This is a genomic window from Pseudomonas sp. yb_2, from assembly GCF_043103905.1.
GTDB classification, from domain to species: domain Bacteria; phylum Pseudomonadota; class Gammaproteobacteria; order Pseudomonadales; family Pseudomonadaceae; genus Aquipseudomonas; species Aquipseudomonas alloputida.
In genome coordinates this window covers 1-20,897 of sequence record NZ_JBICKH010000040.1, presented here as the reverse complement: position 1 = coordinate 20,897, position 20,897 = coordinate 1, and the positions used below count along the sequence as shown (strand labels likewise).

At 57.9% G+C, this 20,897-nt stretch carries 20 protein-coding genes and 3 pseudogenes; 10 read left to right on the top strand and 13 right to left on the bottom strand.

Annotated elements, in window-relative coordinates; translation table 11 throughout:
• Nucleotides 1-6 precede the first annotated feature (6 nt).
• From ACF8FB_RS10135 to ACF8FB_RS10075, 13 genes and pseudogenes are all read right to left on the bottom strand, one after another.
• Nucleotides 7-1,542 carry a ParB family protein gene (locus ACF8FB_RS10135; protein WP_367250855.1) on the bottom strand — a complete coding sequence of 512 codons (1,536 nt, stop codon included), beginning with the start codon at nucleotides 1,540-1,542 and terminating at the stop codon, nucleotides 7-9.
• Between the two features lie 14 nt (nucleotides 1,543-1,556).
• Nucleotides 1,557-2,435 (bottom strand): ParA family protein, encoded by an 879-nt coding sequence (locus ACF8FB_RS10130; RefSeq protein ID WP_392511266.1) that lies wholly within the window; start codon nucleotides 2,433-2,435, stop codon nucleotides 1,557-1,559.
• A gap of 3 nt (nucleotides 2,436-2,438) precedes the next feature.
• The gene (locus ACF8FB_RS10125) at nucleotides 2,439-2,654 is read right to left on the bottom strand and encodes an AlpA family transcriptional regulator (protein ID WP_367250853.1); all 216 of its coding nucleotides are present in this window, start codon (nucleotides 2,652-2,654) and stop codon (nucleotides 2,439-2,441) included.
• Between the two features lie 113 nt (nucleotides 2,655-2,767).
• Nucleotides 2,768-3,505: a hypothetical protein gene (locus tag ACF8FB_RS10120; protein ID WP_392511265.1), complete on the bottom strand. Its 738-nt coding sequence runs from the start codon at nucleotides 3,503-3,505 to the stop codon at nucleotides 2,768-2,770.
• 248 nt (nucleotides 3,506-3,753) lie between these two features.
• Nucleotides 3,754-4,119, bottom strand: a pseudogene (locus ACF8FB_RS10115) (transposase); the annotation flags it as partial.
• Between the two features lie 209 nt (nucleotides 4,120-4,328).
• Complete coding sequence (tatC, locus tag ACF8FB_RS10110) at nucleotides 4,329-5,117, bottom strand: twin-arginine translocase subunit TatC (protein WP_367250851.1); 789 nt, start codon at nucleotides 5,115-5,117, stop codon at nucleotides 4,329-4,331.
• A complete protein-coding gene (gene tatB, locus ACF8FB_RS10105; RefSeq protein WP_367250850.1) occupies nucleotides 5,114-5,464 on the bottom strand; it encodes a Sec-independent protein translocase protein TatB in 351 nt (116 codons plus the stop codon). Before tatB ends, tatC begins: the two co-directional genes overlap by 4 nt.
• Nucleotides 5,465-5,467: 3 nt before the next feature.
• A complete protein-coding gene (locus tag ACF8FB_RS10100; RefSeq protein WP_367250849.1) occupies nucleotides 5,468-5,752 on the bottom strand; it encodes a twin-arginine translocase TatA/TatE family subunit in 285 nt (94 codons plus the stop codon).
• Between the two features lie 206 nt (nucleotides 5,753-5,958).
• A complete protein-coding gene (locus ACF8FB_RS10095) occupies nucleotides 5,959-7,419 on the bottom strand; it encodes an aldehyde dehydrogenase family protein (RefSeq protein WP_367250847.1) in 1,461 nt (486 codons plus the stop codon).
• A gap of 524 nt (nucleotides 7,420-7,943) precedes the next feature.
• Entirely contained in the window at nucleotides 7,944-8,657 is a 714-nt protein-coding gene (locus ACF8FB_RS10090; RefSeq protein ID WP_367250845.1) for a cupin domain-containing protein, read from the bottom strand.
• 46 nt (nucleotides 8,658-8,703) lie between these two features.
• Nucleotides 8,704-9,561, bottom strand: a complete 858-nt coding sequence (locus ACF8FB_RS10085; RefSeq protein ID WP_367250843.1) for a GNAT family N-acetyltransferase — start codon at nucleotides 9,559-9,561, stop codon at nucleotides 8,704-8,706.
• A gap of 307 nt (nucleotides 9,562-9,868) precedes the next feature.
• Nucleotides 9,869-11,209 (bottom strand): OprD family porin, encoded by a 1,341-nt coding sequence (locus ACF8FB_RS10080; protein WP_367250841.1) that lies wholly within the window; start codon nucleotides 11,207-11,209, stop codon nucleotides 9,869-9,871.
• Between the two features lie 457 nt (nucleotides 11,210-11,666).
• Nucleotides 11,667-12,992, bottom strand: a complete 1,326-nt coding sequence (locus ACF8FB_RS10075; protein ID WP_367250839.1) for an NAD(P)/FAD-dependent oxidoreductase — start codon at nucleotides 12,990-12,992, stop codon at nucleotides 11,667-11,669.
• On the opposite strand from ACF8FB_RS10075, the gene ACF8FB_RS10070 reads away from it, so the two are divergent.
• From ACF8FB_RS10070 to ACF8FB_RS10025, 10 genes and pseudogenes are all read left to right on the top strand, one after another.
• Entirely contained in the window at nucleotides 12,970-13,359 is a 390-nt protein-coding gene (locus ACF8FB_RS10070; RefSeq protein ID WP_392511264.1) for a hypothetical protein, read from the top strand. The genes ACF8FB_RS10075 and ACF8FB_RS10070 overlap by 23 nt on opposite strands.
• A gap of 237 nt (nucleotides 13,360-13,596) precedes the next feature.
• Nucleotides 13,597-14,586, top strand: coding sequence for an ornithine cyclodeaminase family protein (locus tag ACF8FB_RS10065; RefSeq protein WP_367250836.1), 990 nt, complete (start codon nucleotides 13,597-13,599; stop codon nucleotides 14,584-14,586).
• Between the two features lie 35 nt (nucleotides 14,587-14,621).
• Complete coding sequence (locus tag ACF8FB_RS10060; protein ID WP_367250835.1) at nucleotides 14,622-15,593, top strand: threonine/serine dehydratase; 972 nt, start codon at nucleotides 14,622-14,624, stop codon at nucleotides 15,591-15,593.
• Nucleotides 15,594-15,631: 38 nt separating this feature from the next.
• A pseudogene (locus tag ACF8FB_RS10055) lies at nucleotides 15,632-15,742 on the top strand (haloacid dehalogenase type II); the annotation flags it as partial.
• 214 nt (nucleotides 15,743-15,956) lie between these two features.
• Nucleotides 15,957-16,364, top strand: a complete 408-nt coding sequence (locus ACF8FB_RS10050) for a transposase (RefSeq protein WP_367250834.1) — start codon at nucleotides 15,957-15,959, stop codon at nucleotides 16,362-16,364.
• A 126-nt stretch (nucleotides 16,365-16,490) separates the two neighbouring features.
• A complete protein-coding gene (locus ACF8FB_RS10045) occupies nucleotides 16,491-17,840 on the top strand; it encodes an IS110 family transposase (protein ID WP_367250833.1) in 1,350 nt (449 codons plus the stop codon).
• A gap of 93 nt (nucleotides 17,841-17,933) precedes the next feature.
• Nucleotides 17,934-18,200, top strand: a complete 267-nt coding sequence (locus ACF8FB_RS10040; RefSeq protein ID WP_367250832.1) for an IS3 family transposase — start codon at nucleotides 17,934-17,936, stop codon at nucleotides 18,198-18,200.
• Entirely contained in the window at nucleotides 18,149-18,730 is a 582-nt protein-coding gene (locus tag ACF8FB_RS10035) for an IS3 family transposase (protein ID WP_392511263.1), read from the top strand. The genes ACF8FB_RS10040 and ACF8FB_RS10035 overlap by 52 nt, the downstream gene beginning before the upstream one ends.
• A 335-nt stretch (nucleotides 18,731-19,065) precedes the next feature.
• A complete protein-coding gene (locus ACF8FB_RS10030; protein ID WP_367250828.1) occupies nucleotides 19,066-20,535 on the top strand; it encodes an aldehyde dehydrogenase in 1,470 nt (489 codons plus the stop codon).
• 258 nt (nucleotides 20,536-20,793) lie between these two features.
• A pseudogene (locus tag ACF8FB_RS10025) lies at nucleotides 20,794-20,897 on the top strand (haloacid dehalogenase type II); the annotation flags it as partial.

Below are 20,897 nucleotides of genomic sequence, written 5' to 3'. Positions count from 1 at the left end.
CTCACGTTAACGAGTGGTCGACAGCGTCAGTTCAATCAGCTGCCGAGCGTGGCGAATCAGAGTGAACAGCTGCTCAAGCTGGGCGTCGGGGAGCCGCTCGAGGCCCACCGTCAGGGCCGGGCGCTCGGCAAAGGGCAGGTCATAGGCGCCAATCAGCAGTTGTCCAAAAAGGGCGGCGGGTAACTGTTGGCGCTCTTTCCAGCTCACGTCGTCCTGCAGTCGTAGCAGCGCTGATAGCAGCAGTTGAATGCCGGTGTGACGGGCACTCATCTGCTCGCCATGTTCGGGTGCTAGCGTAAAGCCCAGGCCATCCGTGTGTGGATTGACCATGGCAGTGGCATCGGCATACCTGGCGAGTTCGGATGCCAACTCGGCGCAGCGCTTACGCAAGGCACTGAGGTTATCCTCTGCCTGAACCTGGAGTGCCAGCGAGTCCCCCTGCACCTGCACGGCCTCAAGGTCATCTGACCCTTCAGCGAACGACGGTTCGTCACTCAGTGCCTGGCGGATGTCGGGGAGACGTGGTGCTTGCAATGGACTGGTGTCGTCGCCACTAGCGTTCTGATCTGGGTTGGGCGACTCCGTCGCTGATTTGGGCACGCCTTCGATAACCGACTGCGGCGGTGCATCGATTGGTAGATCTTGGAGCAGGGGCCGGGCGGGACTCGACTGAAGCGGCGAAGGTTGGTGTTCTTGGTGCAACTCCAGGGCCAGCAGTCGAGGTGTCTGCTTGAGGATCACCGACATCCTGGCCAGCAGTTCGTCCTGCAACTCGCCCGCGTCCAGCTCGGGCTTTTCTCCGTCATACATCGACAGTATTTCGAGCCAGAGTTGCACGAACTGTAAAGCGTCGCCGAAATGCTGGTTCCAAATTGACTCCGTCCGGCGCCGCAAGCTGATAAGCCGAGCGATGGTAGGTTTACCAAGGCCGGCGTACAGCATCTGCGGGATAGCAGGCAATAGGTACTCAAGCGTGTCGAACATGCGGCTGATCTGCGATTGTGAGATCGGGTAACCGCCTTGGCTCAGGCGTGAAGAAAGCTCACGCTGACTCAAGAGTTCATCTGGCCCCTGAAGCATGCCCTGCAATTGCGCAACCGCCAGTGCCCGCTCAATGAAGGTGAGTTGGCCATGCAGATCGCTTTCGGCCAGGTGCCCGAGCAATGTATGCGCCTCGGACTGCCAAGGCCGGAACAGGCAGTGGATGCGGAAAAACCGTTCTTCGCGGGTTTCCTGCCAGAGTTCGCCAAGGATACTCAGGCGCGTGTTGCCACCGTTGCGGATGATGAAGTGCGGTTCGTTAGGACGGCGGGTGATGGAAGGCGGCTGGTCCAGCCCGCGTTCGCGGATCGAAGCCTTGATGTCGTCGTAAATAGGGTTGCGCACCACGCGTGGGTTCAGCTCATACGGGCGCAGTTGCTCAAGGCTGACCACAATCGGGGTATCGGCGATCGGTACGGACGAAACCTCGCGGCCGGGGTTTTGTGGAAAATGTGCCTGCTGCAGCTGACGCGTAATGTCTTCGGACGTTGGCGGCTTCATTACCCATCCTCCGTTTAGCCGCGACGGACCAGCACGTGTCCGGCAGCAGACCGTGGGCCTGAATAGCGTGCATCCAAGCCAAGAAGCTGTTCGGTCCACTGAGGGAAGAGCTCGACGGCCAGCGCGCGCATCACCGTGGCAGCGCACGGACTGCGGCTGCCGGAGGGGGGCGTAGGGTCCACTCGGTGCACGGGAAGCCCCAGCGAAGCGGCATTGGTATAGGCCACGCGGTCGGGAATCGTCGTGGTGCAGACGCTGACATGCGGATCGGTTTGGAAGGAAGCTTGCAGGCTCTGCATGATCAAGCGGGTGTCGCGGCGATTGGCATTGACCTGATTGAGCAGCAGCTTCACTGAGGGCAAGGGGAAGCCCAGGTAGCGATAGGGCTCCAACTCTTCGAACAACCCCAGCGTGCCCCGGCGCAGTTCGCGAGCGGCGAGCATTTCTGGCGGGACCGGACACAGCGCACAATCGGTGGCCAGAATCACCATCTCGACCACCACGCTGCGCGCACCCTGGGTATCGATGATCAATATATCATAGAGATTTTCGAAGGCGGACAGCAGATTGCGCAGCCGCAATCGGCCATCGGCTGCGTGCAAGAGCAGAGTGCTGATGTGCCCAGCCCGGTCGTTGGACACGATCAGGTCCAGGTGTGGAATAACGGTGGCGGAAATCACCAACTCTGGCGTTGTGAGCCCCTGCGCGAGGAGTTCATAGCTGCCCGCTTCACGGGGTTCGCGCAAGCCGTAGTAACTGGACAGCGTTGGCTGGCTGTCCAGGTCCAGCAGCAATACTCGCAGGCCTGCATCGGCGAGCAACCCACCTAGATTGGCGGCGACGGTGGTCTTGCCCGCGCCGCCCTTGGTCGAGATCAGCGAAAGGACGTCCATGATTCAGTCCCCGCTGGACAGCCGGTCTTGCACCCACTGCTCGATTTCCAGCGAATCCCAACCGACGGCACGGGTGCCGATCCGCCGGCACTGCGGGAACTGGCCGGCCTTCATCAGGTTGTAGATGTGTGAACGTTTGAAGCCGGTTTTCTGCTCCACTTCATCGCGGCGCATGATATGGCGGTCGGCAGGCAGGGGGGCAGGGCTGGTCGGTTGCATGATGTCACTCCTTAGCGCCAGGTGGCGCGTGGTGGGATGTGACAGTCAGTCAAGGACCGGCGGGGAGAAAAATCATTGCCAGGCAATGCTCGCCATTGCCTGGCTATACGACGTCAACCCGGTAGAGCTTGAGCCAAATGACGGCGAGCGTTGGCAAATCTCCGATCAATGGTGTGTTTACTCAGGCCTCCCATCCCGGGAAATCGACGGGTGATAGCCTCGACCAGAGCTGCCTGGCTCGGATAGATCGATTGCCTCTGACCGCTTTTCGATTTGCCCAATGTGACTTCCAGCAACGCGCCGACCAGCAGGTTGTGCGTGCCTTCGGACAGTTCGGAGGGGATCCCGCAGGCATTCAGCTTCTCTGACAGCTCTCTGTTGAGATTGACGAGCGCGGTCATTTCTTCGGTGGTAGCTTTGAGCTCCTCCCGCAGCTTTTCAATGATGCGCTGCGACGCCTGGAGGTCTGCTTGCTGAACCAGATGCGTATTCAAGCTGATGCATTCCGCGTGATCCAAATTTGAAGAAAACAGGAAGGCGGGCTTCTGATCTGGGAAATTGCGCATGAACCAAACCAGCAAGTCTGCACGCCGTACACAGCAAAACTCGCGGTGAATCTGGATGGCGGTTGTCATAGGGCAACCCAGATAAGTCGCGGGTAGATCGCCGCAGCCGATGGCGTCGTTGATGCACTCGATTGATTTATGAAGCAGCGGCCATTGCGGAAAATGCCTGAGCAGGCTCCCTGGCAAGGAAAGATCGACTTGGAGAATCTCTTCTGCATGATCGACGAGGTCACACCAAAGGATCGCGACTTCGATAGGGTGATAGGAGCTTCGGATCGAGATCATGGCACACAGCCTCCTGCTGCGTTCGTCCCAGAATCGCTGGCGGGGGCGGCAGTCCTTGGCCTCTGTCAAGCGAGCCTGATTTCACTAGATCGTTTTTTACAATCCAATTGTGATGACCAGCGACCATTCGGTATGTTCCGCGGGCATGTTTTGAACGCGACGGATTTGGGCGTTATTAAAACTGGACTATAACATTCAGAGATATAAAGTATTTTTAAGTGTCTTGGGAGAATCTAAGAAGTTGCCTTGATCGTGGCATCGACAATCGTACCCTGGCGCAACGACAGCCACTTGTCTTGCAGGGAGGCGTTGATGGTCTCCAGGAAGCCTGCAGCCAATTTTTGTTTCTCCAGCAAGTGCCGGAAATTCATTACCGTCGTGACTTCGGGGATCGGGGCACTGAGTGTCAACCGCGCAGACTGGCGCATGAAGGTAATCTCACACAACGCTTCTTCCATCGCCGGATCGCCCAGCGGAAACCCGTTCTGCAGCAAATGAATACGCAGCATCGTTTCTAATGGATAAGGCTTGCGACCGCCACCTGCCTTTGGATAGTGCGGCTCGATCAACGCGACCAACCCGCGCCACGGCACGACCTGCTGCATCTCGCCCAGGAAGCGCTCACGGCGGGTCTGTTTTCGCTTACCAGCGTACTCGAAATCGGAAAGCTCATCTGGTTGATGGGCAAGGCTCGTGGAGGTTGGCTGAACGGGAGGCTATTTCAGCACAGGTCAGACGGCCTGTACTGACTTGATCGGAGTTTCCTTAGCGAGAACGATGCCGTCGACCGAGACCAAGTCGGCCTCTTCAAGAAGTAACAGGTTCACGGTTGGGTCGCTGGCGGTTGGTCGTTAAGGTCGTTGGCGGTTTCGTCGTGGGCGCTGCGCTTGCGAATCAGGCTGCTGCACAGTACGCCGACCTCGAACAGCAGCCACATGGGCACTGCCAACAGGGTCTGGGAGAAGATGTCCGGGGGGGTAAGGACCATGCCGACCACGAAGCAGCCGATGATCACATAGGGGCGAATCTTCTTCAGGTACTTCACGTCGACCACGCCGATCCATACCAGCAGCACCACCGCCACCGGGATTTCGAAGGCTACGCCAAAGGCGAAGAACAGCGTCATCACGAAGTCGAGGTAGCTGGCGATGTCGGTCATCATCGACACACCGTCCGGCGTGGCACTGGCGAAGAAGCCGAAGATCAGCGGGAACACCAGGAAATAGGCGAAGGCCATGCCGGCATAGAACAGGAAGATGCTCGACACCAGCAGTGGAATGGCGATGCGCTTTTCATGGCGGTACAGCCCTGGCGCGATAAAACCCCAAATCTGCTGGAGGATGAACGGGATCGCCAGGAAGAGCGAGACGATCATGGTCAACTTGAACGGGGTGAGGAACGGCGAGGCCACATCGATGGCGATCATTGTCGCATTGGCCGGCAAGTGTTCGCGCAGCGGCGCGGAGACCAAGGTGTAGATCTTCTGGGCGAGGGGGAACAGCCCGGCAAAGATCAGGAAAATGACGGCAACGCAGCGCAACAGGCGAATGCGCAGTTCGGTCAGGTGCGAAACCAGCGGTATTGGCTGGTCGTGTTCCGGATTCTCGCTCATGGGGCTCGCGGCGGTTGAGGCGGTTCAAAAGGCGTTGCCCGGGTGGCCGTTGTTGCGGCTGGCCTGGCTTCGAGCCCGGCGGGGGGCTGCGCCGGTGGCGTCATCGGGTTGAGGATGCGCTTGGCTTCCTCTTCCATCTGCAGGATGTGCTCGTTGTGCAGCTGGCGGCGAATTTCGTCGGCTCCGATTTCGCGCTCCACTTCCATCTTGATGCTGCTGACGCCGCGCTTGAGCCGAGCGATCCACAAGCCTGCCTTACGCGCGGCACCGGGCAGGCGCTCGGGGCCGAGCACCAGTAGGGCGACCAGGCCGACGAGCAGCAGCTCGCTGATACTGATGCCGAACATGGGTTAGTCTCTCCGTTGTGGCCCTTGAGCTGGCTGTGCCTGGCCTTCGATGATGTGACCCTGATGTGTTGCGGTGGTTGGCTGTTGTGTGGTTTGCATTGGCGACACAGGCTGAGCAGACAGTGGGGGCTGCTCGGCCGACTTGCTTTCTTCTTCGTTCATGGCTTTGCGAAAGCCCTTGATCGATTCGCCCAGGTCACCGCCGAAGTTCTTCAGTTTCTTGGTGCCGAACACCAGGACCACGACGACCAGCAGGACGATCCAGTGTTTCCAGTCAAAAACACCCATTTTTCATTACTCCCGAATAACGTGAGTCGGTTATGGCCCAGGTCAACTGCGCGGACCAAACCGCTCGTATCTCGTGTTGCTTTTGTGTTTGGCCTCCATGGCGTGCATCACTGGCGGCCAGTCACACAGTGCCATCGTGCAGGCTGGTGGCATTAAGGCGCACTGTTTACGTTGACTCACGGTACAGTCAACTGTCACGGAAATAATCAGCCAAATCCAATAATTGCTTTGGTTTCCAGGTACTCTTCAAAGCCGTAGACACCGTACTCACGACCATTACCTGATTGCTTGTAGCCTCCGAATGGAGCCATCGGATTCCAGGCCGGGTAATTCAGATGCACTTGGCCTGCGCGGATACGAGATGCAATGGCTCGTGCAAGATCAAGGTCCTGCCCCTGAACATGCGCACCTAGCCCGTAGATCGTATCGTTAGCGATAGCAACCGCTTCATCGATCGTGTCATACGGAATGATACACAGCACCGGACCAAAAATTTCCTCCTGAGCGATCCGCATGGCGGAGTTAACCTCCGAGAACACAGTCGGACGGGTGTAGAAGCCCTTTTTATAACCCAGCACACGTCCTGGTCCACCGCAAACGAGTTTTGCGCCTTCATTCAGGCCAACCTCGATCATCAACTGCACGCGGTTGAACTGGGCCTCATTGGCAATGGGCCCGAGTACCGTATCTTCGGACTGTGGATCACCAACGATGATCGCATCCACGGTTGCAGCAGCCAGCGACTCAACTTCCGCCAGCCGGTCCTTCGGAACGATCATTCTTGTCGGTGCGCTGCACGATTGTCCGACGTTGCGAAACGCAGACATCACTCCCAGCGGAACGGCTTTGGCAAAGTCTGCATCGGGAAGCAGCAGATTCGGTGACTTGCCTCCTAACTCTTGAGTGACGCGCTTCACCGTAGGCGCGGCAGCCTGTGCGACCAGAGCGCCCGCGCGATTTGAACCGGTAATTGAAATCATATCGATATCGGGGTGCGCCGCCATGGCTGTGCCGACTTCGGAGCCACTACCATTAACTAGGTTGAACACGCCCGGTGGAAGGCCTGCGTCGTGCACCAGTTGTGCGAAAAGAAGCGCGCTCAGAGGTGACAGTGCGCTTGGTTTCAAAACCACTGTGCATCCGGCCGCAATAGCAGGCGCGACTTTGGCGGTAATCTGATAAAGCGGCCAATTCCACGGAGTGATGAGGCCGCAGACGCCTATGGGTTCGCGCTCGATCGCTGTGCCGCCTTCAACCGTTTGGAAACGATAGGTAGAAAGCAAATCACGTGCGACGCGAACGTGTTCGGCCGCCAATGGAACTTGCATGGCCCTTGCGGAACTGATGGCTGCTCCCATCTCGAGAGAAATGGCCTGTGCAAGCACTTCCTTTCTTTCAAGGATCAGATCATAAATTTTTCCTATGATAAGTGCACGCGATTCTGCCGATGTAGCAGACCAACCCGGAAAAGCTGCACGCGCAGCCGCTACGGCTCGATCGACATCCTTGGCTGATCCGCTCGCGACCTGAGCGGCAACGGTTTCGTTTGCTGGGTTCACCACCGGCACACTTGTGGGAACTGCAGGGGCTGACCAATTACCATTAATGTAAAGCTTGTGAAACGTTTCAGGATTAACGCTGTAGGTGTTCAAAGATTGTATTGTCATCCAACTAGCTCCATTAGAATAGTAATAGGCACTGCGAGCAGCATAGGGTTGCCTGCCTTGCGACACTTGAATGCCGCTGGAGCAAATATCCGAACCTGGCCTGGGCGGTGTACTTCATCAGGATATCGCCGTGCTGCGCACGGAGATACTGTCCTCTTCAATAAAATACCAAAGCTATCCAGCGATAATTTTCTGTTCTTTAAGGTTGTGGAGGATAATCTGCTTTTTTTGCACTGAAAACTTTGTGTCAATGCTGTTTCGGTGTGCTGTAAATCTGGCTTTCCATCCAGATGGCCAGCCCGAACCGTTCCTGATATCTATGCGTGATGCTGCAATTACCATTGCCAGTACAATCAGATTGGAGTAATCGGCAGAGCCTAATGCTGACGAGGTAAGAGTCCAGGCGTAGGAACGATGCGAACACAGACATCCCTGGCGAAGCGCTATTCCTCAAGCTCGTTTGAGCCGATTGCGAAGGGTGCACCGGTGTTATCGCGTTCTCGGGCACCCAATCCTGTCTGCGTTTACTTAACGACGTAGAATTTGCGAACGTAGACAGTGCTCTTCCATGCGCATGGCACGCCTTTGGGCACGAAAACCGTATCGCCGGTGTTGATCGTCAGCTCGCTCCCGTCGGCTGCTTGCAGGGTGACACTGCCTTCGATCAAATGCATCAGCTCATGCACTTTGTGCGGGCGCTCCCGGCGGGTGTAGGGCGTTGAGTCCCAGACACCAATATTTAGATTGGCCGATTCTTCGATGAACATATTATTTGAGCGGCATTGCGGCGCAGGGCTGAGTAGAATCTCGGCGTCCAGACCCCGGGAGGGCGAGAGTGCCGCGAGCGAGTCGAGTGCGGTGAGTCCAGGGCGGTCCTCGCCGACATCTTGGAGATCAGCGCAGAATGCCCAACGGGAGTTCGCCTGCGCTTGCACCTGAAGTGGCGAACCGCGGCCAATAACGGCACTGGCACCTGGGCCGAGTTCCAACGTGGTGCCCAGGCTCTGCAGGATGACCCGTCCAGAATGGACCACGATCATTTCGACATAAGGGTACTCGTCAACGGTGAATTGTCCGCTGGCCTCGATCAGGCCCGCAGCGATTTCTCCTGCACTTGCATAGGCCGTTTTTCGCTGCGCACCGAAAGGGTCTCCCGCGTCCAGGGGGCCAGCGGTGAATGTGGTTGAGACAGGATTGCCGTCGGCGCGTGCCAGCAGCAAGGTGGTGGGTAGTGACATCTGCGTTCTCCTGGTAGGGGTGGGCAAGGCGAGAGGTGTGGGAGGGTCAGCCGATGGCCTGGCTAACCAGCGCGAACTGATTAACGCCGCCGACAGCCTGAGGTGGGGTTCCGCGAGCCATTTGCGCGACTTTGTCGACCTGTTTCAGGCCTGCGGTTTCGAGCCAGTCGGACAGACCGCTGTCTGTCGGAACATCAATGCGAATGAATTCATTGGGCACCTGGGCCACTAACGCGGCTATCAGGTGTTGGGCTTGTCGAGGATTCTCCGCGATGATCGGGCCGATGCAGTGGCCGCGACCGAAGGCGCGTTGAATGGCGAAAGCACACAGTTGACCATCACGCTCTATGCCGACTGCGTGCTCAATGACATCGAACAGGTCGTTGAGCACGCTCGCACGATCCAGACCGCTGCCGGCGTTAGCCAGTTCGAGTTGACGGCGCCGGTCGGCTACGGTCAATGGCCGGCACCGTTCATTGGCTGGCAGGGTAGGCAGGCAGGCGGCTTGCGCCTGGCCCTGATGCTGTTGGACCTGACCGAACTCGACAAACCCCTGGCTGCTATAAAGCGGGACCCCGGCCAGTGTGGCATTGAGGATGGCCGTGCGCGGACTGGAGGCCTCGAGTGCCAGGTCCATCAGTTTGCGACCAATGCCTTGCCCTTGGTAATCGTCACTGACAATAACCAGGCCGATGGTGGCGTATGCGCCCTGTGGACAGGTGAATGCGGTGCCGATCAGACGTTCGCCGTCTTCGGCGACGAAACCCTCGGCGACGCGCTGCAACATCGCCCAGTCCTCCAGGCGGTGAGGCCATTTCAACTGGACCGACAATGCGTGGGCCTCCATTAAATCGGCTGGGGTAAAGGGGCGAAAGCGATAAGAGGGTTTCTGCGAGACGGACATGACAGGTCTCCGTGAATGGCTGATCGGTGCGAAAAAATCATCGACGTTGGAGCTTGTATCCCACTTGCGCAAAGGCCTGACAAGGGGCGGCGCTCAATTCGGCAGATTCCCCAACTGAAAGCTCCAACAGCCCAATTTTTGACTTGAACGCCACGTGCTATCAGCAATAAGTACTTGGAGGTTTGTTCTTGTGAGAGGCAACGAAGAGATCTTTTGCAAGATCAGACAGAGTGAAAAGGCGCCCGATTGGGCGCCTAAAACTGAGGGAGTGTGCACTAAGACTTCAGAGGATCCGACCGCAGAACCTTTACAGAATACTCAACGGATACTCGATGATTAGACGCACTTCGTCCACGTCGCTTTCATATGAGCTGGAGCGGTGGGTGGCCTGGCGCAAACGGAAGGAGAGGTCCTTGGCCGAACCTGACTGGACCACGTACTTGGCCTCGATATTGCGCTCCCAGTGCTTCTCGTCGTCTGCACCGGCGCGGAAGTATGCGCCCGAGGGATCGGCCTTGGTGAAGTCGATCTGGTCACCTTTTACGTAGCGAGTCATCAGGGTGAGACCAGGTACCCCGAAGCTGGCCATGTCGATGTCGTAGCGGACCTGCATGGACCGCTCATTGGGGCTATTGAAATCCGAGTACTGAATCGAGTTCGCCAGCCAGATCGAGTCCACGCCGATATAGTCGAAGGTCTCGTCGCCATCAATTTTTTGATAGGCAAGTGTGAGTTTGTGCGGCCCGAAGGTGTAGGCTGCCTTGGCCGACCAACTGGTGGTGTCGATCTTGCCGGCGCGCGCCTCGCCCTCGTCGCTGGTCTTGTAGGCGGTCAAACCGAAGTTCAACGATTGCTTGTCTGCCAAAGGAAGGGTGTAGGAGGCGCTGCCGAAATACTGGCGCCAGACCTCTTCGGCTCGACTGGTATAGGCCATCAGGCGGAGGTTTTCGCTGACCATATAGGAGCCACCAAGGAAGTCGACGCTGTCCGCCTCGACACCTGCGTAGCTGGTGATCAGTTTATCATTCGAGTTAGTGGAGTTTCTCCCGTTGTACGCAGTGAAATGGCCAGCTTCGAGAAAAAGATCATCGAATTCTTTGCTCGACACCTGGAAACCGGTTGCCACTTCTGGCAACAGGCGGTTGTCACCCATAGCGAATACAGGTGCAGTCGGGCGCTGTTCACCGAACTTAAGCACAGTGGAGGAGACCCGCACTTTCACTGCTCCGCCAATCTCACCGTATGAGTCTGGCACATTTGCATCGGAGGTTCGGTTGTTGCTGATGGGTAGCAGGCCATTACCGACTCGCCCCCGACCGCTGTCCAATTTGACCCCGCCGTAAGCGAAGGCATCAGTGCCGAAGCCGACGGTACCTTGAGTGAAACCTGAAGCGAAGTTCAACATGGCGCCCTGTGCCCACTCTTCGCGGTACCCATTGCGCTCGCTGGCCGGCTTGGCGCCGTTGCTGCCCTGGCTGTTGCTGCCGCCGTTGCGCAAATCGCGGTTCATGTAGAAGTTACGGTTGAGCAGGTTCAAGCTGCTGTCCTCTATAAAACCCTTGGCTTCCTCTTGCTGGCTGGCGATAGCCAATTGCGAGGCCGTGGCGGTGACTGCCAGGGCAAGACAACTGTGTTTCACAACGTTCATGGGTTACTCCATTGAGTTTTTATTAGTGTCCGTTGCCCCTACAGCGGACAACGTTTTTGGCAGACCAGTGAACTGCTCCAGGGTAAGTGAGGGAGGTGAATGGAGCCCTTCCTATTGCTCTGGTAGCGGCTGTATCGCAGTTGCTGAGAGGCCTGACAATAGGCCGAACGCAATTCGGTAGATTGCATAAAAGATCGCCTGATCGACCGCATCTATGGCTCAAATCGAGGGCAATGTCGGCAGCAAATTTCGGCTATTTTTTCGGGATGAACGCTTAACCAGCGTGCCATGTAAGGGGCCTCCAGATTTTCGGAAAAAGTTCTAGGTTGCCCAAGCGTTGTCGAGCCGAGTGCGAGGAAAGGTCTGCGGGGGAGGGGGGGCGGCTTTTCGAAGGCGGGCTCGCAACAGACAAAAAAAAGCGGGAGCGAAGCTCCCGCCGAATAACGAAGAAAGAAGATCAGAACTCGGAAACCTTCCCCCAGACTCCTTTGTTCAGGCGAGTGAGTGTGTATTGCGTGTGGTCCACAAAGGGAGTTGTACCTATCGCCAGTTCAGTAATCAGGCGCCCCGCACCGGGGCCGATGCCGAAGCCATGCCCCGAAAAGCCTGCGGCCAGAATGAAGCCGGGCAGGTTTTGCGCTTCATCGATGACGGGTACGCCATCGGGGGTGCTGTCGATGTACCCGGCCCAGCCGGCTTGAATCGGGACGCTGCCCAAGACGGGCAGTAGTCGGCGCGCGCGGGCCAGCGTATCGCGCAGTATCGATTCCGACGGGCGCGGATCGAGAATGCGCACCCGCTCCATCGGTGTGGGGCGGTCGAGTGCCCATTTGCGGCGCGTTTCGTGGCCGTATTGCCAACCCTGCAGGTCACCCGGTGAGAGCATCTGCCAGCGTTTGGCGAACATCGGCAGAAAGTACGAGGAGAAGCGTAGTTGTTGTGGCGTCGGATCCACGCAGGCACGTCCAGAAATGGCCAGTGTGTAGCCGCCGTCGCCGCGCCGAGTGACGGTCACCTCACTGGTATGCAGCGCGTCGGGAATCCCCTGTACACCTGGCATTACCGAGAGGATGGAGGAGCGCACCGAGGCCTGCGGGAAACGAATTCCCAGCTGTGCGCAGAAAGAGGAAGCCCAAGCGCCGCCGGCCATCACCACCTGGCGGGTCTTGATCACGCCTTTTTCGGTGATAACCCCCGATACGTGGCCGGCCTCGGTCTCAATACCGCGGGCGGCGCAAAATTGATGGATTGTTCCGCCATGCTTGATGACGCCCTTGGCGATCAGCGGTGCAGCCCGCGACGGGTCGGCAATGCCATCGGAGGGCGAGAACACCCCGCCCAGCCAGGGCTTGCCGGTCGCCGCGCCACGTTGGGTGGCTTCGGCACTGCTTAGCATATTGGTGGTGACCCCCTGTGTGATGGCGAAGTCACGCCATTTGGCCCAGCCATCCAGTTCGGCCTGGTCATCCGACAGATAGAACAGCCCGCAACGGCGAAAACCAAGGTCTTCGCCGAGGTCGGCGCTGATCTCCTCCCACAGTTTGAGGCTCTGGGTCGATAGGGGCAATTCGCGCGCGTCGCGGTTCTGCTGGCGGCACCAGCCCCAGTTGCGACTCGACTGCTCGGCGCCGATCCGGCCTTTCTCCACCAAGGCAACGCTCATGCCGCGACGGGCCATGAAGTAGGCGGCGCATACGCCGATGATGCCACCTCCGATAATGACGACATCAGCGCTATTCGGAAGCTCCGGACTGGACTGCATGGTGATCAAGGGAGCCGGCATTATGTTCTCCTGGCCTGAACCTGTTGCTGTTAGGGCTTTGCAGCGAATAAAGCTGGCGAGCTACAAGGCCACGTTGGGTACGCCGATGAGCGGATTGGGGTGCATCAATCGGATGATCGAAATTGAGTTTGCCTCGTCGCTTGATTCGGCGCGGCAGACAGGCTTCGGCAGTCACCCATACCGTTGCGCTGATCCTATTTTAGGCATTGCACCCCAAAGGGGCTGTCGTATTGGCCGTGTGCGATCGCAGAATCGGGTGTTTTCCAAAGGGGGACTGGAAGTTTCTGCTGCGGCGCTGGCGCAGCAGGTTTTTGAGCCTCTGCATCCCTTCCCTCCATGCAGAAGAGGCTATGGCCTGGCGGGATGATGGGGCGCAGCAGCGAAGCGTTAGCTTTTGTCTATAGAGGGGAAAGGATGCGGGAATAGCGTATTCGCCCTTGCATTCGAAACTTTCTGCCGAGTGCTCACCAGCATACTTACAGAAAGTCGGCACTGTAGTGTCGCACTACGTGCGCCGACCAGGGCGAGCAGCCCAACATCGATGCTGCGTGCGTAAACCCGGTCAATAAAGGTCGCCCAATCAGAGAATAGTGAGGTCCGGCAGATGAAAACCCTGCTACTTAATAAAGCGGAAGTCGGCAGATTGATATCCATGGAGGAGGTCATCGGTTCGGTGGAGGAGGCCTACAAGGCCTTCAGCGCCGGACAGGTGGTACAGCCCGATTATATCGGCATACATCTGCCTGAGCCGCGCGGTGAGATCGACTTCAAAGTCGGTTATTGCAAAACCAATGAAATCATCTCGATGAAGGCCTCTTCCGGCGGCTTTCTCGACAACCCGACCGCGTATGGCGTGCCCAACGGGATGGGCAGCGTGCTGCTGTTCGATGCCAGGAACTGCGCGCTGATCTGCATGATGGATGGCAGCCTGCTCACCGGTCTCAGAACCGGCGCCGCGGGTGCCGTCTCGGTCAAGGTGCTGGCAAGAAAGAACGCCAGAAAAATTACCTGCATTGGCACCGGCAACCAGGCGCGGATGCAAGTTCGCGCAATCAGCCTGGTGATGCAGATCGAGGAGATCTATGCCTGGAGCAGAAGCTCGGAGACGCGCGAGCGCTTCAAGGTGGATATCGAAGAGGAGTTCGGTATTCCGGTGATCCTGTGTGAATCGAAGAAGGCAGCGGTCGAGCAGGCCGACATCCTCATCACTACCACCCGTGGCAAGGGCTCGCTGGTGGAAGCCAGTTGGGTTAAGCCTGGCACTCATATCGTCGCTATCGGCACGGATATGAAAGGCAAGCAGGAGTTCGAGCCTGAGATATTCCGCAACGCCAAGATCGTCACTGACTCGACCTCGCAGTGCATCGAAAAAGGGGAGGTCTGGCATCCGCTGGACGCGAAGACCATCGGCCTGAGCGATATCCACGGTGAACTCGGCGAGATTCTGCTGGGCACCAAGCCAGGTAGGGAGAACGATGAGGAAATCACCATCTTCGACTCCACCGGCATGGCCATCCAGGACAACACCACAGCCGAAAAAATCTATCGCAATGCAGTGGAAAGTAACGTTGGAACCTTCTTTGTGTTTCTTTAAAGCGTGATTTTGGGCAATAGGAGAGAGGACATCATATGCGCGACCATCCAACCATTCAGGACATTCGAGAAGCTCAGGAGCGCCTGAAACCCCATATCAAACATACGCCGCTGCTGCGCGCGGAGAAGATAGAGAAGGCCGCCGGATGCCAGCTCTATCTGAAGCCCGAAACCCTGCAAATCACTGGAGCGTTCAAGATTCGCGGCGCGCTCAACAAAACGCTCTCGCTGCCCAGGGAAGAGATCGCCAACGGCATCATTGCCACCTCTTCCGGCAATCACGCCCAGGGGCTTGCCTACGCCGCGCGCATGCTAGGGGTGAAAGCCATCCTGGTGCTGCCGGTGATGACCCCGAAGATCAAGATCGCTAATACCGAAGCCCTCGGTGCGGAAGTGATCCTCTTTGATGGCGACAACGCTGCCCGCTGGAAAAGGGTCTACGAAATCGCCGAGGAGAACGGCTATGTGCCCGTCCATGCCTTCGAAGACCCGCTGGTCATGGCGGGCCAGGGCACCATCGGCTGCGAGATCCTCGAGGACCTTGCGGATGTGGATACCGTCATCGTTCCCATGGGCGGCGGCGGTTTGATCTCGGGCATCGCCACCGCCATCAAGGAAACCAAGCCGTCGGTGCGGGTGGTCGGGGCCGAACCTGCCTTGACTCCCAAGTACTATCACAGCCGGTTGAACAAAGAGCGCACCTCGCTGCCTTTGCTGAACACCATTGCCGACGGCTTGCGCTTGAGCGTGCCGGGTCGGAACCCCTTCCCGATCATCGAGCGCTACGTCGACGAGATCGTCCTGGTCGAGGACCAGCACATCATCGAAGGCATGCGTTGCCTAGCCAAGGACGCGAAGCTGATTGCCGAACCCGCCGCTGCGATCGGCATCGGCGCCCTGTTGGCGGGCGTGGTCAAAGTGCGGCCGGATGAGAAGGTTTGTGTAGTACTGAGCGGCGGCAACTGGGACCTGCGGGATCTGGCCGAGGTATACGGCACTGCCGACTAAGCGGTTGGTACGCTAAAGATGCGGGCAGAGTGCGCGGTATGTTCGATCGCCTTGGCTGTGGGCCGGAACAGATGATGCACGTCTCGTCGTGCTTCCGTTACGACCTGATGACTACGTCGGATCTCGGATTCATGGCCGACCGCGGTCACACACCTGCCTGCGACGGCTAGGCGACGTACGCGGCGCGAGAATGTTCGTCGGTGTGGAGCTTGTCGGGGACCGCACAACGCGAACAATCGGTTGCTAGAGGAGAGTATTGGCATCGAGAAATTTGCCAGTCGGATCGTACTGCGACAACCGCTCGATCAGCGTGGATATCCGCTGAGCTCCATCGCAAACGGAGAGTCAAGTTGAACTGGCCTAATGATTTTGGACACCTTCATCGGGCGCTATGATGGCGCCCAATTAGAGGCAAAATCAGTGCGTAAATCTTACTCAAGAGAATACAAAGTCCAAGCTGCCGAAATGGTGCTGGACGGTGGCCAGTCAGTTCCTGAAGTCTGCGCAGCCCTTGGGCTGGGGCCTACGGCCCTCCGTCGCTGGGTTGAGCAGGTGCGTGAAGAGAGAGCGGGCAAGGTTCCGGTCGGAGCCAAAGCGATCACGCCGGAGCAGCAGAGAATCGAAGAACTTGAGGCGCTGGTTCGGCAAAAAGATCGGGATATCGAAATTCTAAAAAACCGCCTCCCCGGCGCTCCGCGGCCCATTGGACTAGAAACACTGCGTTCTACACTGATCCCACTGGACAGTGGTCGCTGGCTTTTTGGAGGCTAAGTCCCCGTCAAAAAACTTGACCCAGGGGAAGCTGCGGACCCGTTAGTGGTGGCGCGTACCGTGACCCCGTTTAGGAAGGTGATTTGATCCGAGTCCCCGTCCAGTTCAACTTGACTGGAGGTGCTCATGAAAAGGCACGATCTAAAGCAGCGAGGGTTACCGGTTATTCATGATCGCGCAGCTGGCATCGATGTTGGCTCACGCTTTCATGTGGTGGCCGTTCCCGCCGACTTGGCCAAAGAGTCTGTTCAAACCTACCAGGCGTTTACTGCTGATCTGGAGCGCATGGCCAACTGGCTGGTCAATCTCGGCATCACTACCGTCGCGATGGAGTCGACCGGCGTTTACTGGATTCCCGTCTACGAGATTTTGGAAGCGCATGGTCTTCAGGTGGTACTGGCCAACGCCCGCGAGGCTCGCGCCGTGCCAGGGCGTAAAACCGATGTGAATGATGCGCAGTGGATACAACGACTCCATGCCTGCGGTTTGCTGCGAGCCAGTTTTCACCCGAATCGCGAGATTTCAGCCTTGCGCAGCTATTTGAGGCTACGGGAGCGTCATCTCGACTATTGCGCCGCACATATCCAGCACATGCAAAAAGCCCTCACGCACATGAACTTGCAATTGCATCACGTCGTGGCCGATATCACCGGATTGACGGGCATGCGGATAATCCGGGCTATTGTCGCTGGTGAGCGCAATCCCTCTTCGTTAGCGGCGATGAGTGACAAACGCTGCAAGGCTGGTATTGATGTCATTGAGGCGTCATTGGTCGGTAACTACCAGCCCGAGCACATATTCGCCTTAACTCAAGCGCTGTCCATGTATGACGCCTATCAAGCGCAACTCGTTGTCTGTGACCAGCAGATTGCACAAACCTTGATGACACTCTCGCAGCAAAAGGTAACTCCCTCCGAGCCGTTGCCAAAACCACGCCACAACACACGGCAACCCAATGCGCTCAACTTCGATGTCCGTACCTTGCTCTATCAATTGGTCGGGGTCGATCTGACGCAGATCCACGGCATCGGCCCTTATCTGGCCCTGCGATTGGTCGCTGAGTGCGGCACGGATCTAAGCCGATGGCGTACCTGCCACCACTTTACTTCCTGGCTAACGCTCGCCCCCGGCTGCCGCATAAGCGGTGGCAAGGTGCTTTCGGCCCATACCCGCAAAACCAAAAATCGAGTGACCGCCCACTTGCGGCTAGCAGCAGTGACCGTCGGAAGAACCAATACGGCATTGGGTGCGTTCTATCGACGTCTCGCGGCTCGAATCGGTAAAGCCAAGGCAGTCACGGCGACCGCGCGAAAGATCGCCATCCTGTTCTACAACGCCATGCGTTTCGGCATGAATTATCAAGACCCAGGAGCAGATCACTACGAGCAAAAATATCGGGAGCGAGTGGTAAAAGGTTTATACCGGCGTGCAGCTGAGTTTGGCTTCACGCTGCGCCCGGCGGATGGTGTTTCTTAGGAAGGCCAGTGCTCTTCTGCTTCGGGACTCCAAAGATCGTTCTCGCTGATCAACGAGCTGAGTGAGCAATACCCTGTTATCGACTGCTGCCGCGTGCTTGGGGTCAAGCGCAGCAGTTTCTATGCATGGCGCAAACGGCAAGGGCGTGAAGACCCGGCCAAAGATGCTCTGCGCCTGCTGGTAATCAAGAACTTCAACGCCTCGCGAAGTGCCTCTGGCTCGCGGACGCTGGTGCAGGAGTTGCGGCGAGAAGATCATGAAGTCGGACGATACAAGGTGCGCGGGTTAATGCGTGAAGCTGGCCTGAAGTGCAAGCAGCGCAGGCCGCACCGGTATCGGTCATCGGGGCGGAATCATTGATCGCGGAAAATCAGCTGAAGCGCAATTTCAAGGTTTCGACGATCAATGAGGTTTGGTGTGGCGATGTGACCTACATCCAGGTTGGCAGGCGCTGGTTGTACCTGGCCGCTGTGATTGACCTCTATGCCCGTCGAGTAGTGGGTTGGGCGTTCTCAATGATTGCAGACGCTAATTTGGCTTGTAACGCCCTTCGCATGGCTGCCGAATCGCGAGGCAGGCCGACGGGTGTAATGTTTCATTCAGACCAGGGCTGTCAGTACACCAGCCACAAATTCAGGGCGGCACTCGATGAGTACAACTTGAGCCAGAGCATGAGCCATCGTGGCCAATGCTGGGATAACGCAGCCATGGAGCGATTCTTCGGCGCGTTGAAATCAGAATGGATGCCAGCGGAGGGTTATGAGACCGAAGCACAGGCACGAGTGGATATCCAGGCTTATCTGATGCGCTACAACCTCAAGCGCCTCCACAGCTACAACGGCTACGAGACGCCGGTAGCCATGGAGGAAAAGCTCAGGGCAGCGGCATGAACCTTAACCGGTGTCCAAAATTACTTGACCAGATCAAGTCGGGACTGATGGGGTGCAATGTCGGCGCGGTTCTTACAGCGATTTGGATGCAGGTTCGAGCTTGTCGTCCACCATGGATGGACCTTCAGTAATGGCGCAGCTAAGGTGTCTAGACGCAGCTGCTGCCAGGCCCGAAGAGAGTTTCGGCAGATTCCATAAATAGCGCCTCGACAAGCCGCAGCTACTGCTCAAATGAAGGGAAAGGTCGGCAGCATCTATCGGGCAATGTTTCCTAGGATGGAGGTCTGGTCCCATACGCACCGAGCCGGTGCCAACTCTTCATCCTGGAGTCCTTTATGAACAGCTTCGATCCTAGCACCGTCAAGGTTCGTAGTGCCCACTTCATCGGTGGCAAATACCGCGACGGCCTTCCGGGGCTGGATGTGGCGCGCCCCTCCGATGGCCAGTACTACGCACCGCTGCCGGTTGCCGATGTAGCATTGGTTGATGAGGCAGCGGAGAACGCCTGGCAGGCCTTCTGCCGCAGCGACTGGTCGAGCCGTCCGCCGCGCGAGCGCTGCCGCGTGCTGCGCCGCTGGGCCGATCTGATCGAAGCTGATGCGGCGACGCTGGCGCCGTTAGAGGCGGTCGGCTCGACGCGTCCACATAAGGATGTTCTGGGCTGGGATATTCCCTACGTAGCCGAAGTGCTGCGCTTCTTTGCCGAGCTCGCGGACAAGCACGGTGGTCAGGTGGCGGCCACCCAGCGCGACCGCCTCGGCATGCAGATCGCCGAACCATATGGGGTGATCGGTGCAATCGCCCCGTGGAACTTCCCGCTAAGCATGGCCAACTGGAAGGTCGCTCCCGCACTGGCGGCAGGCAACGCCGTTGTTCTCAAACCGTCCGAACTGACGCCATTTTCCGTCCTGCGCTACGCCGAGCTGGCAGTGCAGGCGGGCCTCCCGCCGGGCATCTTCAATGTGGTCCAGGGCGACGGCCGGCTCACTGGGGATGCGTTGTGCCGACACCCTCGAATCAGCAAGGTGACCTTCACGGGTTCAACCACCACTGGGTCGAGCATCATGTCGACCTGCGCCAGATTCGGCCCCAAACCGGTTACCCTCGAGCTTGGCGGCAAAAGTCCGCAGCTGGTGTTCGCCGATGTTTCGGATCTTCGCAAGACAGCCTTCAGCGTTGCCAAGGGCATTAGCGGAAACGCAGGGCAGGTCTGCGTCTCCGGTTCTCGGCTGATTATCGAACGCTCAATTCTCGAGCCTTTTGTGGAGTACCTGCAGAAGTATTTCCGAGAGCTGCGCCCCGGCCATACCTGGTCGGCACATACGAGCCTGTCGCCTATCATCTCGCGTCAGCAGGCCGAACGTATCGATGAGATCGTTCAGCGTTCGCGCCAGGCCGGTGCCGAAGTGCTCGAGGGCGGCGGGTCAATCGATGGCCTTGGCGGCGCTTATTACCAGCCCACCCTATTGAGCATCGCCGATAGCCACAACCCGGCGGTGCTCGAAGAGGTGTTCGGTCCGGTGCTGACCATCCAGTCGTTCGAATCCGAGCAGCAGGCGCTACAGCTGGCCGAACACCCCACCTATGGTTTGGCAGCCGGAGTGCACACATCCGACCTCAATCGTGCTTTACGCCTGGTCCGCGGTCTTGAGGTCGGCACTGTGTGGGTCAACCGATACGGGCGCAGCGACGATCATGTCCTGCCGACCGGGGGCTACAAACGTTCGGGCATCGGCAAGGATTTGGGCAGCGAGGCGTTCGAAGCCAATCAGCGACACAAAAGTGTGCTTATCGACATTGGTTGATTCTGCTGCGATGAGTATCAAGGGCGCCACGATGGGCGCCCTTGGTATTTGTGCAAGCCTGCGAAAAATGCGTTCCGGGCGCAATTTTGTAATGTGAAGCCACTCCGCAGAGTCTGCTGAGATTGCCCTGAAAGATTGTCTTTTAGTATCGAGCGGATTGAGCTTTTAACCCCATCTGCTGAGTGCTCGGTGCTGTAATGACCTTGTGGTGCTGCGACGCTTCGTCGCTTTTATCAACTAACATTCAGGACTCCTTTCATGAGCTTCATGCGCCCCAAGTACATCACCTTCGACTGCTACGGCACCCTGACCAACTTCCAGATGGGCCCGCTGACCCGCGAGCTGTTCGCCGATCGCGTCAG